The sequence below is a fragment of the Phaeobacter sp. G2 genome (genome assembly GCA_025163595.1).
Taxonomy (GTDB): Bacteria; Pseudomonadota; Alphaproteobacteria; order Rhodobacterales; family Rhodobacteraceae; genus Pseudophaeobacter.
In genome coordinates this window covers 2,138,706-2,157,017 of sequence record CP104100.1, presented here as the reverse complement: position 1 = coordinate 2,157,017, position 18,312 = coordinate 2,138,706, and the positions used below count along the sequence as shown (strand labels likewise).

General features: G+C 62.0%; 16 protein-coding genes and 1 pseudogene. 12 read left to right on the top strand and 5 right to left on the bottom strand.

The window, feature by feature from the left end; all coding sequences use genetic code 11:
* Window positions 1–25: 25 nt before the first annotated feature.
* Window positions 26–1,855, top strand: a complete 1,830-nt coding sequence (gene mdoH, locus N1037_10265) for a glucans biosynthesis glucosyltransferase MdoH (GenBank protein ID UWS81349.1) — start codon at window positions 26–28, stop codon at window positions 1,853–1,855.
* 195 nt (window positions 1,856–2,050) lie between these two features.
* On the opposite strand, the gene N1037_10260 is transcribed toward mdoH, so the two are convergent.
* Together N1037_10260 and N1037_10255 are read right to left on the bottom strand one after the other, a co-directional pair.
* The gene (locus N1037_10260) at window positions 2,051–2,956 is read right to left on the bottom strand and encodes a prolyl oligopeptidase family serine peptidase (protein ID UWS77686.1); all 906 of its coding nucleotides are present in this window, start codon (window positions 2,954–2,956) and stop codon (window positions 2,051–2,053) included.
* A 20-nt stretch (window positions 2,957–2,976) separates the two neighbouring features.
* Window positions 2,977–3,483, bottom strand: a complete 507-nt coding sequence (locus tag N1037_10255) for a rhodanese-like domain-containing protein (protein ID UWS77685.1) — start codon at window positions 3,481–3,483, stop codon at window positions 2,977–2,979.
* A gap of 404 nt (window positions 3,484–3,887) precedes the next feature.
* On the opposite strand from N1037_10255, the gene N1037_10250 reads away from it, so the two are divergent.
* The 7 genes from N1037_10250 (at window position 3,888) to selD (ending at window position 12,259) form a co-directional block, all read left to right on the top strand.
* Window positions 3,888–6,779, top strand: coding sequence for a monovalent cation/H+ antiporter subunit A (locus tag N1037_10250; GenBank protein ID UWS77684.1), 2,892 nt, complete (start codon window positions 3,888–3,890; stop codon window positions 6,777–6,779).
* Between the two features lie 17 nt (window positions 6,780–6,796).
* Entirely contained in the window at window positions 6,797–7,150 is a 354-nt protein-coding gene (locus N1037_10245) for a Na+/H+ antiporter subunit C (protein ID UWS81348.1), read from the top strand.
* A complete protein-coding gene (locus tag N1037_10240; GenBank protein UWS77683.1) occupies window positions 7,147–8,709 on the top strand; it encodes a monovalent cation/H+ antiporter subunit D in 1,563 nt (520 codons plus the stop codon). Before N1037_10245 ends, N1037_10240 begins: the two co-directional genes overlap by 4 nt.
* Window positions 8,706–9,203, top strand: a complete 498-nt coding sequence (locus tag N1037_10235; protein ID UWS77682.1) for a Na+/H+ antiporter subunit E — start codon at window positions 8,706–8,708, stop codon at window positions 9,201–9,203. The genes N1037_10240 and N1037_10235 overlap by 4 nt, the downstream gene beginning before the upstream one ends.
* Entirely contained in the window at window positions 9,200–9,472 is a 273-nt protein-coding gene (locus N1037_10230; GenBank protein UWS77681.1) for a K+/H+ antiporter subunit F, read from the top strand. Before N1037_10235 ends, N1037_10230 begins: the two co-directional genes overlap by 4 nt.
* A 14-nt stretch (window positions 9,473–9,486) precedes the next feature.
* Window positions 9,487–9,873 (top strand): Na+/H+ antiporter subunit G, encoded by a 387-nt coding sequence (locus tag N1037_10225; GenBank protein ID UWS77680.1) that lies wholly within the window; start codon window positions 9,487–9,489, stop codon window positions 9,871–9,873.
* 217 nt (window positions 9,874–10,090) lie between these two features.
* Complete coding sequence (gene selD, locus N1037_10220) at window positions 10,091–12,259, top strand: selenide, water dikinase SelD (protein ID UWS77679.1); 2,169 nt, start codon at window positions 10,091–10,093, stop codon at window positions 12,257–12,259.
* Here selD and mnmH read toward each other — a convergent pair.
* From mnmH to N1037_10205, 3 genes are all read right to left on the bottom strand, one after another.
* Window positions 12,256–13,323 (bottom strand): tRNA 2-selenouridine(34) synthase MnmH, encoded by a 1,068-nt coding sequence (gene mnmH, locus N1037_10215; GenBank protein UWS77678.1) that lies wholly within the window; start codon window positions 13,321–13,323, stop codon window positions 12,256–12,258. The two genes, selD and mnmH, sit on opposite strands and share 4 nt — an antisense overlap.
* Window positions 13,324–13,432: 109 nt before the next feature.
* A complete protein-coding gene (locus N1037_10210; GenBank protein ID UWS77677.1) occupies window positions 13,433–14,176 on the bottom strand; it encodes an SOS response-associated peptidase in 744 nt (247 codons plus the stop codon).
* A gap of 157 nt (window positions 14,177–14,333) precedes the next feature.
* Window positions 14,334–15,911 carry a 5'-nucleotidase/apyrase family protein gene (locus N1037_10205; GenBank protein UWS81347.1) on the bottom strand — a complete coding sequence of 526 codons (1,578 nt, stop codon included), beginning with the start codon at window positions 15,909–15,911 and terminating at the stop codon, window positions 14,334–14,336.
* Window positions 15,912–16,139: 228 nt separating this feature from the next.
* On the opposite strand from N1037_10205, the pseudogene N1037_10200 reads away from it, so the two are divergent.
* The 4 genes and pseudogenes from N1037_10200 (at window position 16,140) to arsC (ending at window position 18,312) form a co-directional block, all read left to right on the top strand.
* Window positions 16,140–16,472 (top strand): annotated as a pseudogene (locus N1037_10200) (DUF952 domain-containing protein).
* 15 nt (window positions 16,473–16,487) lie between these two features.
* A complete protein-coding gene (locus N1037_10195; protein UWS81346.1) occupies window positions 16,488–16,919 on the top strand; it encodes a DUF1330 domain-containing protein in 432 nt (143 codons plus the stop codon).
* A complete protein-coding gene (locus N1037_10190) occupies window positions 16,916–17,974 on the top strand; it encodes a quinone-dependent dihydroorotate dehydrogenase (protein UWS77676.1) in 1,059 nt (352 codons plus the stop codon). Before N1037_10195 ends, N1037_10190 begins: the two co-directional genes overlap by 4 nt.
* Window positions 17,971–18,312 carry an arsenate reductase (glutaredoxin) gene (gene arsC / locus N1037_10185; protein UWS77675.1) on the top strand — a complete coding sequence of 114 codons (342 nt, stop codon included), beginning with the start codon at window positions 17,971–17,973 and terminating at the stop codon, window positions 18,310–18,312. The genes N1037_10190 and arsC overlap by 4 nt, the downstream gene beginning before the upstream one ends.

Genomic DNA, 18,312 nt, shown 5'->3' with positions numbered 1-18,312 from the left:
GATGCCACCGCTGCAGCCGCTGGCCATGCCCGAGCAGGATTTTGCCAGGCCGTTTCACGACCACAACGCCCCGGAGTTTGAGCCACCGCGCCATCTGGCGCTCTGGCGTCTGCTGGCCTTCTCCCCCGCCATGCTGGCCACCGCCGTGTTGACCTGGGTGATGCAGGGCTGGTTTGCCAAGGGCGGCTTTATGGCGCTGGAGCTGGTGCTGCTGGCGCTGATCGCCTTCAACTTTTTCTGGATCTGCTTTTCGGTCTCCACAGTGGTCCTGGGGCTGTATTCCCTGTCCAAACGTAACCGCGACCGCCCCAAAGCCAGGCCGGCGCCGATGCGGGTCGCCCTGCTGGTTCCGGTCTATAATGAGACCCCCTGGTATGTGCTGGGCAATGTGCAATCCATGCTGGAAGAGCTGCACCAGCGCGGCGGCCAGCACAGCTATGACATGTTTGTGCTGTCGGACACCCGCGACGACAACCTCGCCGACCAGGAACGTTTAAGCGTCGAGGCCCTGCGCGCCGCCCTGCCTGCTGGCGTGGCGCTCTATTATCGCCGCCGCGCTTTGAACACTGGCCGCAAGGTGGGCAATATCAGCGATTGGCTGCGCCGCTGGGGCGCGGGCTACGAGGCCATGCTGGTGTTGGATGCCGACAGTCTGATGACCGGGCGGGCCATTGCCCGGCTGGCGGATGCGCTGTCGCGCGATCCCAGCGCCGGTTTGATCCAAAGCTTCCCGCAACTCATCGGGGCGCAATCCGTTTTTGGTCGCATGCAGCAGTTTGCCAATGGCGTATACGGCCTGGCTCTGGCCGAAGGTCTGGCCCGCTGGACCGGGTTTGAGGGCAACTACTGGGGCCACAATGCCATTATGCGGGTCCAGGCCTTTGCCGCCTGTGCCGGGCTGCCGCCGCTGCGCTCGCGCTTTTGGGGCCGTGACAGGCTGATCATGAGCCATGATTTTGTCGAGGCCGGCCTGTTGCGCCGTGCCGGGTGGCGGGTGCGGTTTCTGCCGCGTCTGGGGGGATCTTTTGAGGAAACGCCGCCGACGCTGATAGATCACATCCTGCGCGACAGGCGCTGGTGCCAGGGCAATCTGCAACACCTCAACCTGCTGGGGGCCCGCGGCTTCTTTGCCATCTCGCGATTTCACCTGCTGCACGGGGCCATTGGCTATCTGATGGCGCCGATCTGGTTTGCGCTCTTGGTGATCTGGGCGCTGATTGGCCGGGGCGAAGACAGCTCGGTGATCCATTACTTCAGCGCCGCCAATCCCTCGCGCCCCTCCTGGCCCGATATGTCAGAGCCGCGCCATGTACTGGTGATCTTGCTGATCTACGCCATGCTGCTGGCGCCCAAACTGCTGGCGGTGCTGGCGCTGGCCCTCACCAGTGGGCGGCTGTCCGACTATGGCGGACCTCTCCGCTTTGCCGCCTCCGTAGGGGTCGAGATCCTGCTGGCGGTGCTCTATGCGCCGATCCTCATGGTGCAGCAGATGATCGCGGTGTTTCGCACCACCTTCGGCCTGCAGCGTGGCTGGTCACCCCAGGCGCGGGCCGGCGGCCAATATGGTCTGGCAACCCTGCTGAGCTGCCACGCGCTGGAAACCCTCAGCGGGCTGGCGTTGTGGGGTGGCATCGCCACCGGGCTGGTGTCGCTCTGGCTGGTGCCCATCGCCCTGTCCCTGGTGCTTGCGGTGCCCCTGTCGGCGCTGTCAGGGCGCCGCGCCGGTAAATCCAAAACCGGCTGGATGGCCACCCCGGTGGTCTATTCGGAACCCAAAATCACCCAGGCCGCCCACCGCTACCGGGCGCAGCTGAAACGCTACCTTGATGTGATCAACCAACATCCGGCGCAGTAGCTCAGAGCCTCTCCATTGGCTCCATGTGATTTGAAACAGGCGCAACCGCCTCCGTTGCCCCTTGGGCGACGGAGGCCCGGCCCAAGGCTTTGTCTCTCATCTGAGATGAGAGGCAAAGGCACGGGAGCCCGCCCGTCTCAGAGCACACAGATTTGCCAACCTTCTCCCTGCCAGACCCTATATTTAATCACAGCCTCACTCGGCGCCTTTTTGTGGTCTCTCAAACCAGTCCAACACAGCCGCCGGCCACCAGCCGGGCACCCGATGCCCCTGAGGAAACAAAAGAAATTCGATATCCGCCTCCGGACCACAGTCCCAGCGACGCCCCAGGACATCGCCCTGTTGCCAGCGCTGATCCGGCGCGTGCTCACTACAGTGATTGGTGTCGCGCCACAGCTCCAGCCCGGCAAAAATGTCGCCCTGCTGGAACCGCTTGCCATCCAGATAACGCCCCTCAAGCGGCACCACCCCATCGCTCCAGCCATGGCTGTGAAACAGCCGTATCTCTCCGCTGCAGGTCTCTGGCTGCGGGCGCCAGAAGCCGCCGGCAATGGGCGCGTAGCCGGCAAAAGCCTCAGGTTCGGCGCAGGCCAGATAGTTGACCATAAAGCCCCCCGCCGAAAACCCCGCCAATAGCATGGTCTGGCGATCCAGACCAAAGCGCGCCGCCGCATCCGCTGCCACATCCTGCAGGAATTTCACCTCGTCGCGGCCCTGCCAGCCGGGAAAGAAATTCCAGGAGCGCGGACCACCGCGCCGGGGCAAGGCATCTGGCGCAATTACCGCATAGCCCCGCGCCGTCAGCCCCTGCGCCACGGCCTGGTTGTTCAGCGCCGCCAGACCTGACCCACCGTAACCATGCAGAAACACCACTGCGGGCATCGCCGCGGCCGGCTCCGCCTGCACAGGGCTGCGCTGATCCGGACTTGGCAGCGCAATATGATAGCTCCCCTGGGGCATCGCGCAGGCCCGCGCCACTGTGGGGCCACAGCCCGCCACTGCCGGGCGCGGGCTGGCCAGCGCCACCATCAGGGGCAATGCGACCAGCGCCAGCGCCGACGCGCACCGCCGCGCGCCCCTGCGGCCGAACGCGACCGCCATCCCCAGCCCCAGCCCTAGCCCTAGCCCTGCCATCGGGTCACCGGTAGATTTCCTGCAATCCAGCCAGGACCACTTGCGGATCCCAGCATGCCCTCTGGCACATCGATAATCCTGCGATAACCAGCCGCCGCCAGGGCCCGCGTCATCCGCGCCGAGCGCACCCCCCGGGCACAGATCAGCGCAACCGGCGCCGCCAGGTTCCCAGCGGTGGCCTCGCTCAGGGCCTGCAAAAAGTCATCACGCCGCATATCGATGGCAACGGCCCCCTCGGGCAGACCGGTTTGGCGCCATTCACCCGGCGTGCGAATGTCAACCAGCGTGATCTCTTTTGCTTTGGCCGCCGCAAAGGCCTGCGCCGGGGTCAGCCGTGGATAGTCATGGTCCACTGGCTGGCTACGCCACCAATAGATGCCGCCGCCGAGCGCCAGGCCAATTCCGCCAAGGCCGAGCAGCAGCTGACGCCGCGACATCCCCAAGGCTCTGCTTGTTTCAGGGAGAGATCCCTGCATCTGTTCATGTCGTGCCATAATGCCCTGCAGCTGAGTGACGGTATCTGGTATAAGGTGCTCCGCCTTCTGCATCCTGTCGCAGACGGAACGATTTCTTATAACAGCTATTGCGGCGCGGATCAGCTCTGGCTGCGCCCCGCTTCTTCAACTTATCGGCACCCCCAAGCAGCCACTGGCCCCAACAAGCCCCCCACTTCGCCCCCAACGGATACGCCGCCAGCGCACCCGGCCTTTAAATTCCACGAGAAGAAGGAAAAATTCAGCGCCCCGGCCTACAAAAAGCGCCAGTGCAGACCTAAATGCCCCCCAATCGAACAACAAAACCTCACTCAAGAGGCACTTACGCGGTCGCAGGGCTGGAACAGTTGCAAGAAATTGCCTAAGCCTTGACTAATGCCTAAGCCCAGCCAGGAGAACTGCACGTGTCCCTGTTTTTGATTGCGGCCCTGCCCTTTCTCGGAGCGGTCTTTCCCGCTCTATTGATCCGTGCCGGGCGCAACGCCTCGGCCTCAGCAGCAGGTCTGACCACGTTTCTTGCCTTTGTTGGCCTGTTGCTACACGCGCCTGCGGTGTTTCGCGGCGAGGTAATCCAGGTCGGCGTTGACTGGCTGCCCGGCCTTGGCCTCAATGCCAATTTCTTTCTTGATGGGCTTGGTTTTCTCTTTGCCGCGATGATCCTTGGCATTGGCTTGCTGGTCATCCTCTACGCCCGGTTTTACCTGTCGCGTGAAGATCCCATGGGACAGTTCTACACCTATCTGCTGCTGTTTCAGGGCGCCATGGTTGGCATCGTTCTGTCAGATAACATACTGCTTTTGCTGGTGTTCTGGGAGCTCACCTCGCTGTCCTCGTTTTTGCTGATCGGCTATTGGAAACACCTGCCCGAGGGCCGCCAGGGCGCGCGGATGGCACTGGCAGTCACCGGATCCGGTGGCCTGGCGATGATCGGTGGCATGATGATCCTGGGCAATATCGCGGGCTCTTATGATCTGAGCGTGATTTTGCAGCACAAGGACATGATCCAGGCCTCGCCGCTGTATCTGCCCGCGCTGATCCTGATCCTCTTGGGCTGTTTTACCAAATCGGCGCAGTTCCCGTTTCATTTCTGGCTGCCCCACGCCATGGCAGCGCCCACACCTGTTTCAGCCTATCTGCATTCCGCCACCATGGTCAAAGCCGGTCTATTCCTGATGGCGCGGCTCTGGCCGGTGCTGGCGGGCACGCCTGAGTGGTTCTATATCGTCGCAACAACCGGGTTGATCACCATGTTGCTGGGGGCGGTGATTGCCCTGTTCAAGGATGATCTGAAGGCGCTATTGGCCTTTTCCACCGTGTCGCATCTGGGGCTGATCACCATGCTGTTGGGCTTTGGCACCAAGATCGCAGCGGTGACGGCGGTGTTTCACATCATCAACCACGCCACATTCAAGGCCGCATTGTTCATGTCGGCCGGCATTGTCGACCACGAGGCCCATACCCGCGACATCAAACGTCTGGGCGGGCTGCGCCATCTGATGCCGGTCACCGCAACCATTGCCATTGTTGCCGCCCTGTCGATGGCCGGCATTCCCCCCTTCAACGGGTTCCTGTCCAAGGAGATGATGCTGGAAGAGACCGTGCATACGCTCTGGGGCGGCTCACATTATGTGGTGCCGGGTCTGGCGCTGCTGGCGGCGCTGTTCTCCGCCGCCTATTCCTTTCGCTTTATTGGCCATGTGTTTCTGGGTAGAACCCGCGTTGACTATCCGGCGCAGCCCCATGATCCGGGGTTTGGCATGTGGGCTGGTCCCGGCTTGCTGATGATGCTGGTAGTGTTGATCGGGCTGTTTTCAGCCAATCTGGCAGGGCCACTGGTGGCGGTCGCAGCTGGCGCCGTGATTGGTGGCGCAGATCTGCCCTATTATTCGCTCAAGCTGTGGCACGGATTGACACCGGCGCTGTATATGTCCGCAGGAGCTGTTGTTGGCGGCTTTGTTTTGCTCAAGCTGCACGCGCCGCTGATGGCGGCCTGGAACCGGGCGCCACGCCCCGAGGCCAAGCAGATCTTTGACGCCCTCATGCGCGGGTTCACCAAACTGTCGCAGCTGATCACTGATGGTCTGCATAATGGCGCCATTACCCGCTATGCCTTTGTGATGATGCTGTTCATCATCGGCCTCAGCTACTACGCCTATGCCACCGGCACCCTCAGTCTCCCCAGCCGCGCGGTGCAAAGCGTCGGGCCGATCACCGTGATCGCCTGGTTCTGCCTGATGGTGGCCACCCTGGCTGTGGTGGCAAAGCACCGTCAGCGTCAGCTGTCGCTGGTGCTGATCGGCGTGGTTGGCCTGGTGGTTTCGCTGGGCTTCAACTATCTTTCGGCACCGGATCTGGCGCTGACCCAACTGTCAGTGGAGGTGGTGACCATGGTGCTGCTGCTGCTGGCGTTGAATTTCATGCCCAAGGACAGCCCCGTTGAATCGCCACTGTGGGTACGGCTGCGCGACGGCGGCATTGCGATGATTGCCGGGCTGGGCGCTGCGACGCTGATCTATATGCTGATGCTGCGCGACTTTGCGATGCCCAGCATTTCTGAATTCCACCTGGCCAATTCCTACAAAGGCGGCGGCGGAACCAATGTGGTCAACGTGATCCTGGTGGACTTCCGTGGCTATGACACCTTTGGCGAGATCATCGTTCTGGGCATTGCCGCGCTGGTGATCTACGCCCTGACCGAAGCGGTGCTGGGCACACGGGTGCGGGCCTATCTGCTGAACCGCAAACCCGATATTCCGCAGGCTGGCGATGCCCATCCAATGATGATGGTTGTCGCTACCCGGGTGATGATGCCGCTGGCGCTGATGGTGGCCGCCTATATCTTTTTCCGCGGCCACAACCTGCCCGGCGGCGGTTTTATCGCCGGTCTGATCGCCGCCATCGCGCTGTTGATGCAATATATGGCCTCTGGCTTTAGCTGGGCGTCTGAGCGCCAGCGAATGTTCTACCACGGCACCATCGGGTCCGGGGTGCTGATTGCCGCCGCCACCGGGCTTGGCTCCTGGTTCAGCGGCCTGCCCTTCCTGACCAGCGCCTTTGGCTATCTGCACTGGGCACCACTGGAAGAGTTCGAATGGGCCACCGCTGCGCTGTTTGACCTCGGAGTGTTCCTGGCTGTGGTTGGCGCCGTGCTGCTGGCGCTGGAAAGCCTGGCGCGCTTTGCCTGGCAGCCGGGAATTTCTTCGGAACATGCGATGGATATCAACCCGGCCCGCGATCACGCGGCAGAAGAGGCGGCGGCGGAAGCCGCAGCAGCAGCGGCAAAAGGCGAGGCATGACCATGGGCTTTCTGAATATCGAATTTCTGGTGGCCTCTGCGGTGGGGCTGCTGACGGCGGCGGGGATCTATCTGATCCTGCGGCGGCGCACCTTTCCGGTGATCCTGGGGCTGTCGCTGCTGACCTATGGGGTGAACATCTTTCTGTTTGCCACCGGCAGGCTGATGGTCAATGCGCCGCCGATCCTGAACAAATACGCCGAGGTGCCCTATACCGATCCGCTGCCGCAGGCATTGGTGCTGACCGCCATCGTGATTTCTTTTGGCATGACGGCAGTGGTGGTGATGATCGCCCTGGCCGCCTATCTGTCGGCCCGTGATGACAAGATCGATATGCCCCATCATCCCGAAGACGAAGGGGAAGACGCATGAACCATTTCCTGATTGCACCGGTTGTTCTGCCGGCGCTGGTGGCGCCCTTCATCATCATGGTGGTGCGCCACCATATGGATCTGGCGCGGATCTTTTCGCTGGCCAGCACGGTCTTTCTGGTGGCGATCTCGCTGGTCCTGGCCGCGCAGGCCAGCACCGGAGAAGTGCAGGTCTATGAGCTGGGCAACTGGTCGGCGCCCTTTGGCATCGTGCTGGTGCTGGACCGCCTGTCAGCGATGATGGTCTTGCTGACCTCGGTACTGGCGCTGGTGATCAACCTCTATGTCATTGGTTCGGACTGGGACAAACGCGGCGCCAATTTCCATGCGCTGTTTCAGTTTCAGCTGATGGGCATCATCGGCGCCTTCCTCACCGGAGACGCCTTTAACCTGTTTGTTTTCTTTGAGGTTCTGCTGATCGCCTCCTATGGGTTGATGATCCATTCCGGTGGCACCCGGCGGTTTCAGGCCGGGGTGCAATATGTGGTCTATAACCTCTTGGGCTCAACCCTGTTCCTGTTTGCGCTGGGGACGCTTTATTCCGTCACTGGCACGCTCAACATGGCGGATCTGGCGTTGCGGGTGGCAGAGATCCCGGCGGAAGACACCGCTCTGCTGCGCGTTGGCGCGGTGATGCTCTTGCTGGTTTTTGCCATCAAGGCCGCCGTCATTCCGCTGCATTTCTGGCTGCCGGCCTCTTATGCCAATGCGCCCCTACCGATTGCGGCGCTCTTTGCCATTATGACCAAGGTCGGCGCCTATGCCATCCTGCGGGTCTATACCCTGGTCTTTGGCCCAGATCTGGCGATCACCCAGGGGCTGGCCGGGGCCTGGCTGATGCCAGCCGCGCTGGTTACTCTGATGATCGGCGCCGTGGGCATCCTTGGCTCTTACCGCATTGGCCGCCTGGTGGCCTTTGGCGCCATCACCTCCATGGGCACGCTGCTCACGGCGATTGCGCTGTTCTCCCCCGAAGGGGTCGCCGCGGCGCTGTATTACACGGTGCATTCCACCCTTGCTGCCGCCTTTCTGTTTCTGGTGGCGGATCTGGTGGCTGAGCGCCAGGGCATCGAGATCACCGGCCAGCGCCTGATGCCGCAAAGCGGGCTGATCGCGGTGCTGTTCTTTACCGGCGCCATTGCCATGGCGGGCATGCCGCCCTTGTCGGGCTTCCTGGGCAAGCTGCTGGTGCTGGATGCGGCACGCGACCACGATCTGGTCTGGTGGATCTGGGGCACCATTCTGATCGGCTCTTTGATCACCATCCTTGGCATGGCCCGTGCCGGCAGCCTGTTGTTCTGGAAAAGCCACGGCGTCACCGCCCAAACCGACCCCGCTTCTGCGCCCTCTTATGAGGAAGAGGCCAACGAGCAGGACGAGGACATCACCAATCCGCGCCCCGCCGCCCTGCCCTTTGTCGCCTGTTTTGCCCTGCTGAGCGGCCTGATCCTGCTCACCGTGTTTGCCGGCCCCGCCAGCCGCTACGCCGAGGCAACAGCCGCGCAGCTCTTTGCGCCCGAGATCTATATCAAAGCCGTGCTGGGAAAGGTCACACCATGAGACTGCTACGGCGGCTGCTGCCGCATCCGATCCTGACCCTGCTGCTGACCCTGGCCTGGGTGCTGCTGACCAGCACCTGGACACTCAACTCGTTGGTTTTTGGCTTTTTGCTGGGGCTGCTGATCCCCTTTTTGACCCAGCCCTACTGGCCAAATCAGATGCGGCTGAAAAAGCCGCTGAAGATCATCGAATATATCCTGATTGTGCTCTATGATATTGTTGTTGCCAACGTGGTTGTGGCCCGCATCGTGGTGTTCAAATCCAATGCCAAACGCCAGCCCGCCTGGGTCGCCGTGCCGCTGGATCTGCTCACCCCCGAGGCGATTTCGGTTCTGGCCGGCACCATCACCATGACGCCGGGCACGGTGGCGGCTGATGTCTCGGCTGAGGGCCACGCCCTGTTGGTGCATTGTCTGGATGCGCCAGAACCAAATGCCGTCCGCGATGAGATCAAACACCGCTATGAGCGCCGCCTGAAGGAGATCTTTGAATGATTATTACCTATGCCACGCTCTTTGCCTTTACCTGCTTTGCCCTGGCGCTCCTGATGAACCTGTGGAAAATCATCTTCGCCGCCGAGATCGCAGACAGGATCCTGGCGCTGGATTCCATGTTCATCAATGGGTTGGCGCTGATGGTGCTTTATGGGCTGGCCCTGGGCAGCGAAATCTATTTTGAGGCCTCGCTGATCATTGCCATGCTGGGCTTTGTCTCAACCGTGGCCTATGCGCGCTTTATTCTGCGCGGCAATATTATCGAATGATGGGGGGCGCAGAGATGGTATATGACTACCTGGTCGCAGGCTTTTTGATCATGGCGGGCATCTTTGGCTTTGTCGGCTCCTTCGGCCTGCTCAAGCTCAACGATCCGATGTCGCGGCTGCATGCCCCCACCAAGGCCACCACGCTGGGCGTTGGTGGCGTGCTGCTGGCCTCGATGCTGCACGGCGCGGTGGTTGAGGGGAATCTGTCGCTGCATGAGCTGATGATCACCCTGTTTTTGTTCCTCACCGCACCGGTCACGGCCTTGTTTATTGCCAAGGTCCATATTCACCGCCATGAGACAAAGGCCAGCCTGCCAAAGGCCGGCGCAGATGGCATCTGGGCCACCCATGATGTGCCAGAGACCAAAACTGAGAGCGAAACGGATCCCGCGCAGGGCTAAAACCCGGCGTGAGGGTACTTGGCTGCACGACCAGCCGCCGCGCCTCTGATCTGAGTTGCCCGGTGCGGGTGTTGCCAGCGGTTTTGCCAGCAACGGCCAGCTACCACCCGCGACGGTGAGAGGTGATCTGTCACTTTGTTCTGGCTCAAGGCAGTTCCCGCTGCTGGCCCTAAACAGGTCAGGACTGACAAGATAACTGACACAAAGGCGCCGCCCCATGTACAGCCCTCCTCTTCCGGCAACCAAAGATGTGGTTCTGATCGGCGGTGGCCATGCCCATGCGCTGGTTTTGCTAAAATGGGGCATGCGGCCCCTGCCGGGCGCGCGGCTCACTCTGATAAACCCCGGTCCTACAGCGCCCTATTCCGGCATGTTGCCGGGGTTTGTGGCCGGTCATTACCAGCGCCAGGATCTGGATATTGATCTGGTGAAACTGGCGCGGTTTTGCGGCGCGCGTCTGATCCTGGGGGCGGCTGACGGGCTGGACCCGCAGGCGCGCCTGGTCAATGTGCCCGGACGTGCGCCCATTGCCTATGATTTTGCCTCAATCGATGTTGGCATCACCTCAGAAATGCCGGATCTTCCCGGCTTTGCCACCCATGGCGTCCCGGCCAAACCTTTGGGCACCTTTGCCAGCTCCTGGGAGGCGTTTCGCAGCGATCATGGCCGCACTGACCCGGCACATATTGCCGTTATCGGCGGGGGTGTTGCCGGGGCCGAACTGGTGCTGGCCATGGCCCATGCTCTGTCCCGGCAGGGGCGGTTGGGACAGGCAACGCTGATCGACAGCGGCCCGGTGCTGGGACAGGCCAGCCCGGAGGTTGCCAAGCGTCTGCGCCGCGCCTTTAGCGAACATCGGGTCACGTTGGTGGAAAACACCGGCGTTGACCGGGTCGAGCCGGGTCTGATCCACCTGTCGAATGGGCGCGAGGTGCTCTCTGACTTCACCACGGGCGCTGCCGGCGCCCACCCCCATGATTGGATCGCCGGGTCCGGCCTCGCCCTGCATCAGGGCTTTGTCACCGTGGATGAGACCCTGCAAAGCTCTGATCCTAATGTCTTTGCCGTGGGCGACTGCGCCCATCTCGGGTTTTCCCCCCGCCCCAAGGCTGGCGTCTATGCGGTGCGTCAGGCCCCGATTCTGTATCACAATCTGCGCGCCCGTCTGACCGCAGATCCGCTGCGCCGATATCGCCCGCAAAAGGACTACCTCAAGCTGATTTCCATGGGCCGTAAAGAGGCTTTGGGAGATCGTTTTGGCCTGCAATTTTCCGGCGCTCTGGTCTGGGGCTGGAAGAACCGGATCGACCAGGCCTTTATGGAGCAGTTCCGCCACCTGCCGCAAATGGAGCAAGTGAAACTGCCTGCCGAACATACCTATGATCTGCCCGATGCTCTGGGCGACAAACCCATGTGTGGCGGCTGCGGCGCCAAGGCCGGACGCGGCGCGCTGCGGGAAGCGCTGACCGCCCTGACGGCACTGCAACGACAGGATGTCACCGCCCTGCCCGGCGATGACGCGGCGCTGGTACAGACAGGGGGTGTGCAACAGGTGATCACCACCGATCATCTGCGCGGCTTGGTCCTGGATCCGGTGGTGATGGCGCGCATTGCAGCGGTGCATGCTCTGGGGGATATCTGGGCCATGGCGGCTGCCCCGCAGGTGGCCACAGCCAACCTGATCCTGCCCCGCCTGACGCCTGCCCTGCAACAGCGAACCCTAAGTGAAATCATGTCCAGCGCAGGCGAGATCTTTCACGCCGCCGGGGCGGATATTGTCGGCGGCCACACCTCGATCGGCGATGAGCTGTCGATTGGCTTTACCGTCACCGGGCTGTGCCCATCGGCCCCGGTGACCCTGGCTGGGGCGCAGCCGGGAGATGTGCTGATCCTGACCAAACCCCTCGGCTCGGGCGTGATCATGGCGGCGGAAATGGCTGGCGCGGCCGAGGGCGAGTGGGTGGCAGCAGCCCTGACGCGGATGTGCCAGCCCCAGGGCGCCGCCGCCCGCATTCTGTCCGGTGCTCATGCGATGACCGATGTCACCGGCTTTGGTCTGGCCGGGCATCTCTTGGGGCTCTGCGAGGCCTCCGGTCTGGCCGCGCAGGTGGATCTGGCAGCGGTGCCCCTGATGCAGGGAGCGGCAGAGCTCAGCGCGGGCGGTATCCGCTCCTCCCTGTTTGAGGGAAACCGCGCGATTGCGCCCGGCCTGCCGCGCGGAGCAGAGGCAGATCTGTTGTTTGACCCACAAACCGCCGGTGGCCTGCTGGCGGCTATCGCCCCCGAGACCGCGAATAAGGTGCTGAAAAAGCTGCAGGACGCGGGCTATAGCGCCGCCAGAATTGGCAGCCTCACCTCTGGCACGGCAGAGCTGCACCTGATCTAAAGCGGATTGTCCTGTGGGGTCTGCAGCAGATCACAGATCTGCTGCGCCACCCGGTCCAGATCCGTTTCAGACATCTGTTCCAGTTCCAGTTCAGCCATCACCGCAGCGCCGCTGAGGCGGCTGGATTTCTGGTAAGAGGGATCATAATGGTCCTGCATCAAGGCCAGGGTCAGCGCCGCTTTATCCCCCGTGGCGATCAGGTCGAACCAATGGTCAATCACCGCATTGGCGCGGTGACCGCGCAGAAAGCTCAGCTTTTCGCGCAGCATGTCCTTATCCGACAGGATATCGTCATAGGCCTGGGTCAGGTAGCGGCAGCGCGCCGCCACGGGCGCGTGCACCTCGATGCGGGGCGCCTGTTTCATGGCGCGCCACAGGCTGGGCGGCAGAATCCGCGCGCCGACCTTGCTGGACTCCGCCTCAACCAGAACCGGGCGGGCCGGATCCAGCTGCAACAGCGCCTGCGCCAAGGCGCTCTCAAAGCCTTTTTGGCAGGGCTGCGGCTGCGCCATCCCCCCCAACAGCGAGCCGCGATGATTGGCCAGCGCCTCCAGATCAATCACCTGCCCGCCCAGCGCCCGCACCCGCTGCAACAGCTCGGTTTTGGCGCTGCCGGTATAGCCATCCAAGGCCACCAGGCGAAACGGCAGCTGTTGGTCATAAAGATAGGAATGCACCAGCCGCCGATAGCTTTGATAGCCGCCCTCAATCAGGCCAGCCCGCCAGCCAATCTGGCTCAACATCCAGGAAAAACTGCCCGATCGCTGGCCACCACGCCAGCAATAGACCAAGGGTCGCCAGCCGCCCTCATGGTGGCTGAGGCTGGTTTCAATATTGTTGGCGGCATTGCGAAACACCAGCGCCGCGCCCAGTTTGCGCGCCTTAAAGGGGCTGTCCTGCACGTAGATGGTGCCGACTTTGGCCCGTTCTTCGTTGTTCAACACCGGCAGGTTGATGGCACCTGGCAGGTGGTCCTCAGCAAATTCCGCAGGACTGCGCACATCTATGACTGTGTCATAGCCGTGGGCCATCAGGTCTTGCAGGGTTTCATAGCGATTGGGCATAGGGTTTGCTTACCCCGCAGCCGCGCTGAATAAAAGAAAGATCTCGCCTGCCTGAGCGCAGCAGCGCCCCGAGGGAGCCCCGACTGAGGCCAGGCGACAAATCAAGGGTTCAGATCAGACGCGGCTCGGTTTCGTGGGCCAATTGTACCGGCAAGTCAGCATCCTGAGGCTGGGCAGGCTCCTGTTCTGCGTCCTCATAAAACGGCTCGATCAGTTCTGGCCCTGCCGCGCGATTGCTGTTCACCTGCGGCGCAACCCGGTGCATCTGCAGCTGGCCTTCGGGCCCTGGCTGCATCAGCGCCGCCGCGCCCTTGCCTGCCTCCCCCAGCCACAGCGGCCAGTGCTGCGGTTCCAGCACCAAGGGCATCCGGTGGTGGATCGCAGAAATCGTCTGATTGGCTGCGGTGGTCACAATGGCGCAGGTTTTCTGCGGATCTTGCTGGCACCAGCTTTGCCAGATGCCGGCAAAGGCCAGCGGTGTCCCGTCCGAAGCCTGAATATACCAGGGCAGACGTTTGCCGTCGCCATCCTTGACCCATTCATAAAACCCGGTTGCCGGGATCAGGCAGCGGCGCGTGCGACAGGCCTCGGCAAAGGCGGGCTTTTGCGCCAGTGTTTCGGCGCGGGCATTGATCAACAACGGCCCGGCGAGTTCACTTTGGTACCACTGCGGCAAGAAACCCCAGCGCATCGCAACCAGCTGGCGCCCGTCGCCCTGCGCCTGGATCACATGCACCGGATTGGTGGGGCAGATATTGTAATTGGGCAGCGCGGGCAGATCATTGGCCGGGCTGGCCGCAAACAGCCGCGCCATGGCGTCATTTGGCAGGGTCAGGGCAAAGCGTCCACACATGCAGGTAGTCTAGCGGTTTTGGCGCGCAACCGCCAGCCAGATGGCTTGGGGTGCCGCCGCCTAAGACCCAGTTGCGGGGAGCAAGCATCGCAAGAAAAAGCCCCACCACTGCGGGCGGGGCTTAAAGGTTTCAGTCACCTGTTTCGCGCGCGAAACACTATTTCTGGGTAATCCGCCCATCAGTATAGGCCTGATAAGGCCCCTGCGCCGCCAGATATTCCGCCAGGACATCGGCCAGATCCGGACCATAATCATAGGCGTTTTTGTCGTCGCCGGCGAAGATCTTGTAGCCGTCACCGCCATTGCGCACGTAGTTGTTGGTCACAACCAGATAGGTCTTGGCCGGGTCGATCGGCGCAAAGCCGTCAGCCCCCTGCACCAGAACCTGTTGCACCCGGCCTTCGTTGGCGGCCACGGTGCCATCCCAGGTGAATTTCAGACCCGCCACCTGCGGGAAACGCCCCTTGACCTCTTCTACCTGGCTCACGCCGTTTTCCAGCGCCGCTACCAGGCCTTCGCCAGAGATTTCAAAGGTGGACAGGGTGTTCTGGAACGGCAGCACCGTCAACACCTCGCCCATGGTGACCGCACCGGGTTCAAGACTGGCGCGAATGCCGCCGGAATTGGCGATGGCAATGCTCACCCCCTGGTCCTTGACCCGCGCCAACATGGCATCGGCAATCAGATTGCCCATCTCACATTCCTGAATACGGCAGACCGTGCGATCGCCCTCGACGGCGCTTGCGGCCTCGGCCACCACCTTGTTGCGGATCTCATCCAGCGGCTGCGCCAGCTCCGCGATACGCGCAACCGTGTCGCTGTCCTCTGCCACAGAACCATCCATGATCAGCGGCTCACCAGCGGCCATGGTCACAGTGCCCGCATCATCAAAAGTGACATTCAGCTCACCGAGGAATTTGCCATAGGCATAGGCCTGCACGATGGCCACATCATTGATCATGGTGGGGTATGGACCAGCCGCCTTGTCCGAAACATTCGACAGGTAGGTGTTGGAATGGCCCCCTACGATCACATCCACGCCGGTGGTTTCTGCCGCCACCCGTTTGTCGACCTTGTAGCCCGAATGGCTAAGCACCACGATCTTGTTGACGCCCATCTCGGTCAGCCGGTCCACCTCGCCTTGCACGGCGGCCACCGGATCAGAAAAGGAGATGTTTTTGCCGGGGCTGGCCAGATCATGGGTGTCTTCGGGGGTAAGGCCAATAAGGCCAATCCGTTCGCCACCGCGCTCAATCACCGTGGATTTTTGCAGCACCTCCGCCAGATGCGGCTCCCCCGAGACATCGGCATTGGACATCAAAACCGGGAAGCCCACCGCATCCATGAACCCACGCAGCACCTCGGGGCCATCGTCAAATTCGTGGTTGCCAACGGTCATGCCATCATAGCCGAGCTTGTTCATCATCTCAGCCGCGACTTTGCCCTTGTAGTAAGTATAAAACAGCGAGCCCTGAAACTGGTCGCCACCATCCACCAGAATGGAGTTTTCGGCCCGCGCCCGCGCCTCGGCCAGCGCTGTCACCAAACGGGCGGAGCCGCCAAAGCATTTGCCCTCGGCATTGTCACCATCACGGCAGCCGCTGTCATATTTGCTGATCGGTTCAAACCGCGCGTGGAAATCATTGGTGTGCAGGATCGTCAGCTTGAAATCAGCCGCCGCCATGCCAGCCGTCAGCCCCAATGCCGCGACCGAGGTCAGGAAACGCGTAAACATCATAATCACTCCCATTTTGCCTTTTCTTTGCCCGCAATGGTGCGACCAAAGCGGATGCCAGTCAAAGGGGAAAAACAACTCTGCCGGGTTTCCATAGGGAAACCGCAGTCGCTGGTGCGCAATTTTTGCAAAACGCCACGCGCCCTGTGCCTGCCAGGGCTGGGAATGGCGATCACCTTGCGCTGCTTCGGGCTTGATTCCAACGCGGCAACGGGGCATCAGACCCATATGCTGATCTATAAAATCTTTCGCGCCGACGAATGGTCGGCCCTCCAGGCCCAAGGCGACACCCTTGGCGCCCCCATCGACCTGAACGACGGGTTCATTCATTTCTCCACCGCCGCGCAGGCCGCCGAGACCGCAGCCAAGCATTTTGCCAATGTGGACGGCTTGTGGCTATTGGCGCTGGACAGTGACGCCCTGGGCGAAGCGCTGAAATGGGAGGTCTCCCGCGGGGGGGCCGAGTTCCCGCATCTCTATCGCAAGATGCTGCTGTCAGAGGTGCTTTGGGCCAAGCCGCTGCCGCTGCTCCAGGGCGTGCATCAATTCCCCGAGGAGATGACCAGAGGAGATGGCATCAGCGCCTATGTCGATCCACCCCCCGCGCAGTTTGCAGCCTTCAAAGCGCTGGAGCGCGGCCACCCCATCGAGATGCTCAATCTGGTGCGTTTCAAGACCGAAGCCGCCTATCCCGAAGGTCATCCATTGGCCAATGCGGGGCTGAGCGGGGCTGAAGCCTACAAAAACTACGGCGCCGAATCCGGTCCGATCTTTGCCGGGCTGGGGGGCAAAATTGTCTGGCGCGGTGGCTTTGAAACCACCTTGATCGGCCCTGCGGATGAGGCCTGGGACGCGGTTTTTGTCGCCCGCTATCCGGATGCCCATGCCTTTTTGGCGATGGTCACCAATCCTGACTATCAAAAAGCCGTGGTGCACCGGCAGGCGGCTGTTGCCACCTCGCGGCTGATCCGCACCAAACCCGGCGACAGCGGAGCGACGTTTGGATGAAACTGACCGAAAAACTGGCGCTGAAAGCCCTGCACCAAGTAGATCCAGAGCTGGCCCATGGGCTATCGATCAAGGCGCTCACCGCCGGATTGGCCCCGGCTCCCGGCCCGGTGACCTCGCCGCGCCTGACATGCAAGATCGCCGGCATCGCCCTGCCCAACCCGGTAGGTCTGGCGGCTGGCTTTGACAAAAATGCCGAGGCCCTGGCGCCCCTGTCGCAGGCCGGGTTTGGCTTTATCGAGGTGGGCGCCGCCACCCCACACCCGCAGCCCGGCAACCCCAAGCCGCGCCTGTTTCGCCTGACCGAAGACCGCGCCGCGATCAACCGCTTTGGCTTTAACAATGAGGGCATGGAGGTGATTGCCTCCCGTCTGGCCAAACGCCCGCAACAGGCCGTGATCGGGTTGAACCTCGGCGCCAATAAGGACAGCGAAGATCGCGCTGCCGATTTTGCCCGGGTGCTGGCCCATTGTGGCGCGCATCTGGATTTTGCCACCGTCAATGTGTCGTCTCCAAATACCGAAAAACTGCGCGATCTTCAGGGCAAGGCGGCGCTGTCGGCACTGTTGCACGGTGTCATTGAAACCCGTGACAGCCTGGAGCGCCGGGTGCCGGTTTTCCTGAAAATCGCCCCGGATCTGGATCGCGCCGGCATCGAAGATATTGCCGCAGTTGCGGTTGAAACAGGTATCGATGGGGTGATTGCCACCAATACCACACTGTCGCGCGAAGGGTTGCAAAGTGGCCACCGCGATCAGGCTGGCGGGCTGTCCGGCGCGCCCCTGTTTGAGAAATCCACCCGGGTTCTGGCGCAACTGTCTGAGCTGCTGGATGGCAAGCTGCCGCTGATTGGCGTCGGCGGCATTTCCGATGCCCAGCAGGCCTATGCCAAGATCTGCGCCGGGGCCTCGGCGGTGCAGCTTTATACTGCCATGGTCTATGGTGGTTTGTCGTTGGGCGCTGAAATTGCCCAGGGGCTGGACAGGTTGCTGGCCCGTGATGGGTTCGCTTCGGTTGCGGCTGCTGTGGGCTCCAAACGCGGAGACTGGCTATGATCACCTATTGGCACAATCCACGCTGTTCAAAATCCCGCGCCGGGCTAGCGCTGTTTGAGGAAAACGGCATCGCGCCCGAGCTGCGGCTTTATCTGCAAGATGGCCCGACGCTGGAAGAGCTGCAGGCGGTGCAGGCTGCCTTGGGCCTACCGGCCCTCAAGATGATGCGCACAGGCGAAAAACTCTTCAAGGAGCTGGGCCTGCACAAGGACAGCCCCGAGGCCGAGTTGCTGGCCGCCATGGGGACCCATCCCATCCTGATTGAGCGCCCGATTGCGATAAAAGCTGACAAAGCCGTAATTGGCCGCCCGACCGAAGCGCTTGAGGCGCTGATCTGA

Bases quoted from the DNA above. Each gene is read 5' to 3' on its own strand.
- N1037_10260 (UWS77686.1), bottom strand. From the start codon at position 2,956: ATGGCGGTCGCGTTCGGCCGCAGGGGCGCGCGGCGGTGCGCGTCGGCG.
- selD (UWS77679.1), top strand. From the start codon at position 10,091: ATGTACAGCCCTCCTCTTCCGGCAACCAAAGATGTGGTTCTGATCGGC.
- mnmH (UWS77678.1), bottom strand. From the start codon at position 13,323: ATGCCCAATCGCTATGAAACCCTGCAAGACCTGATGGCCCACGGCTAT.
- N1037_10240 (UWS77683.1), top strand. From the start codon at position 7,147: ATGAACCATTTCCTGATTGCACCGGTTGTTCTGCCGGCGCTGGTGGCG.
- N1037_10205 (UWS81347.1), bottom strand. From the start codon at position 15,911: ATGTTTACGCGTTTCCTGACCTCGGTCGCGGCATTGGGGCTGACGGCT.
- mdoH (UWS81349.1), top strand. From the start codon at position 26: ATGCCCGAGCAGGATTTTGCCAGGCCGTTTCACGACCACAACGCCCCG.
- arsC (UWS77675.1), top strand. From the start codon at position 17,971: ATGATCACCTATTGGCACAATCCACGCTGTTCAAAATCCCGCGCCGGG.
- N1037_10230 (UWS77681.1), top strand. From the start codon at position 9,200: ATGATTATTACCTATGCCACGCTCTTTGCCTTTACCTGCTTTGCCCTG.
- N1037_10190 (UWS77676.1), top strand. From the start codon at position 16,916: ATGAAACTGACCGAAAAACTGGCGCTGAAAGCCCTGCACCAAGTAGAT.
- N1037_10225 (UWS77680.1), top strand. From the start codon at position 9,487: ATGGTATATGACTACCTGGTCGCAGGCTTTTTGATCATGGCGGGCATC.
- N1037_10255 (UWS77685.1), bottom strand. From the start codon at position 3,483: ATGGCACGACATGAACAGATGCAGGGATCTCTCCCTGAAACAAGCAGA.
- N1037_10235 (UWS77682.1), top strand. From the start codon at position 8,706: ATGAGACTGCTACGGCGGCTGCTGCCGCATCCGATCCTGACCCTGCTG.
- N1037_10210 (UWS77677.1), bottom strand. From the start codon at position 14,176: ATGTGTGGACGCTTTGCCCTGACCCTGCCAAATGACGCCATGGCGCGG.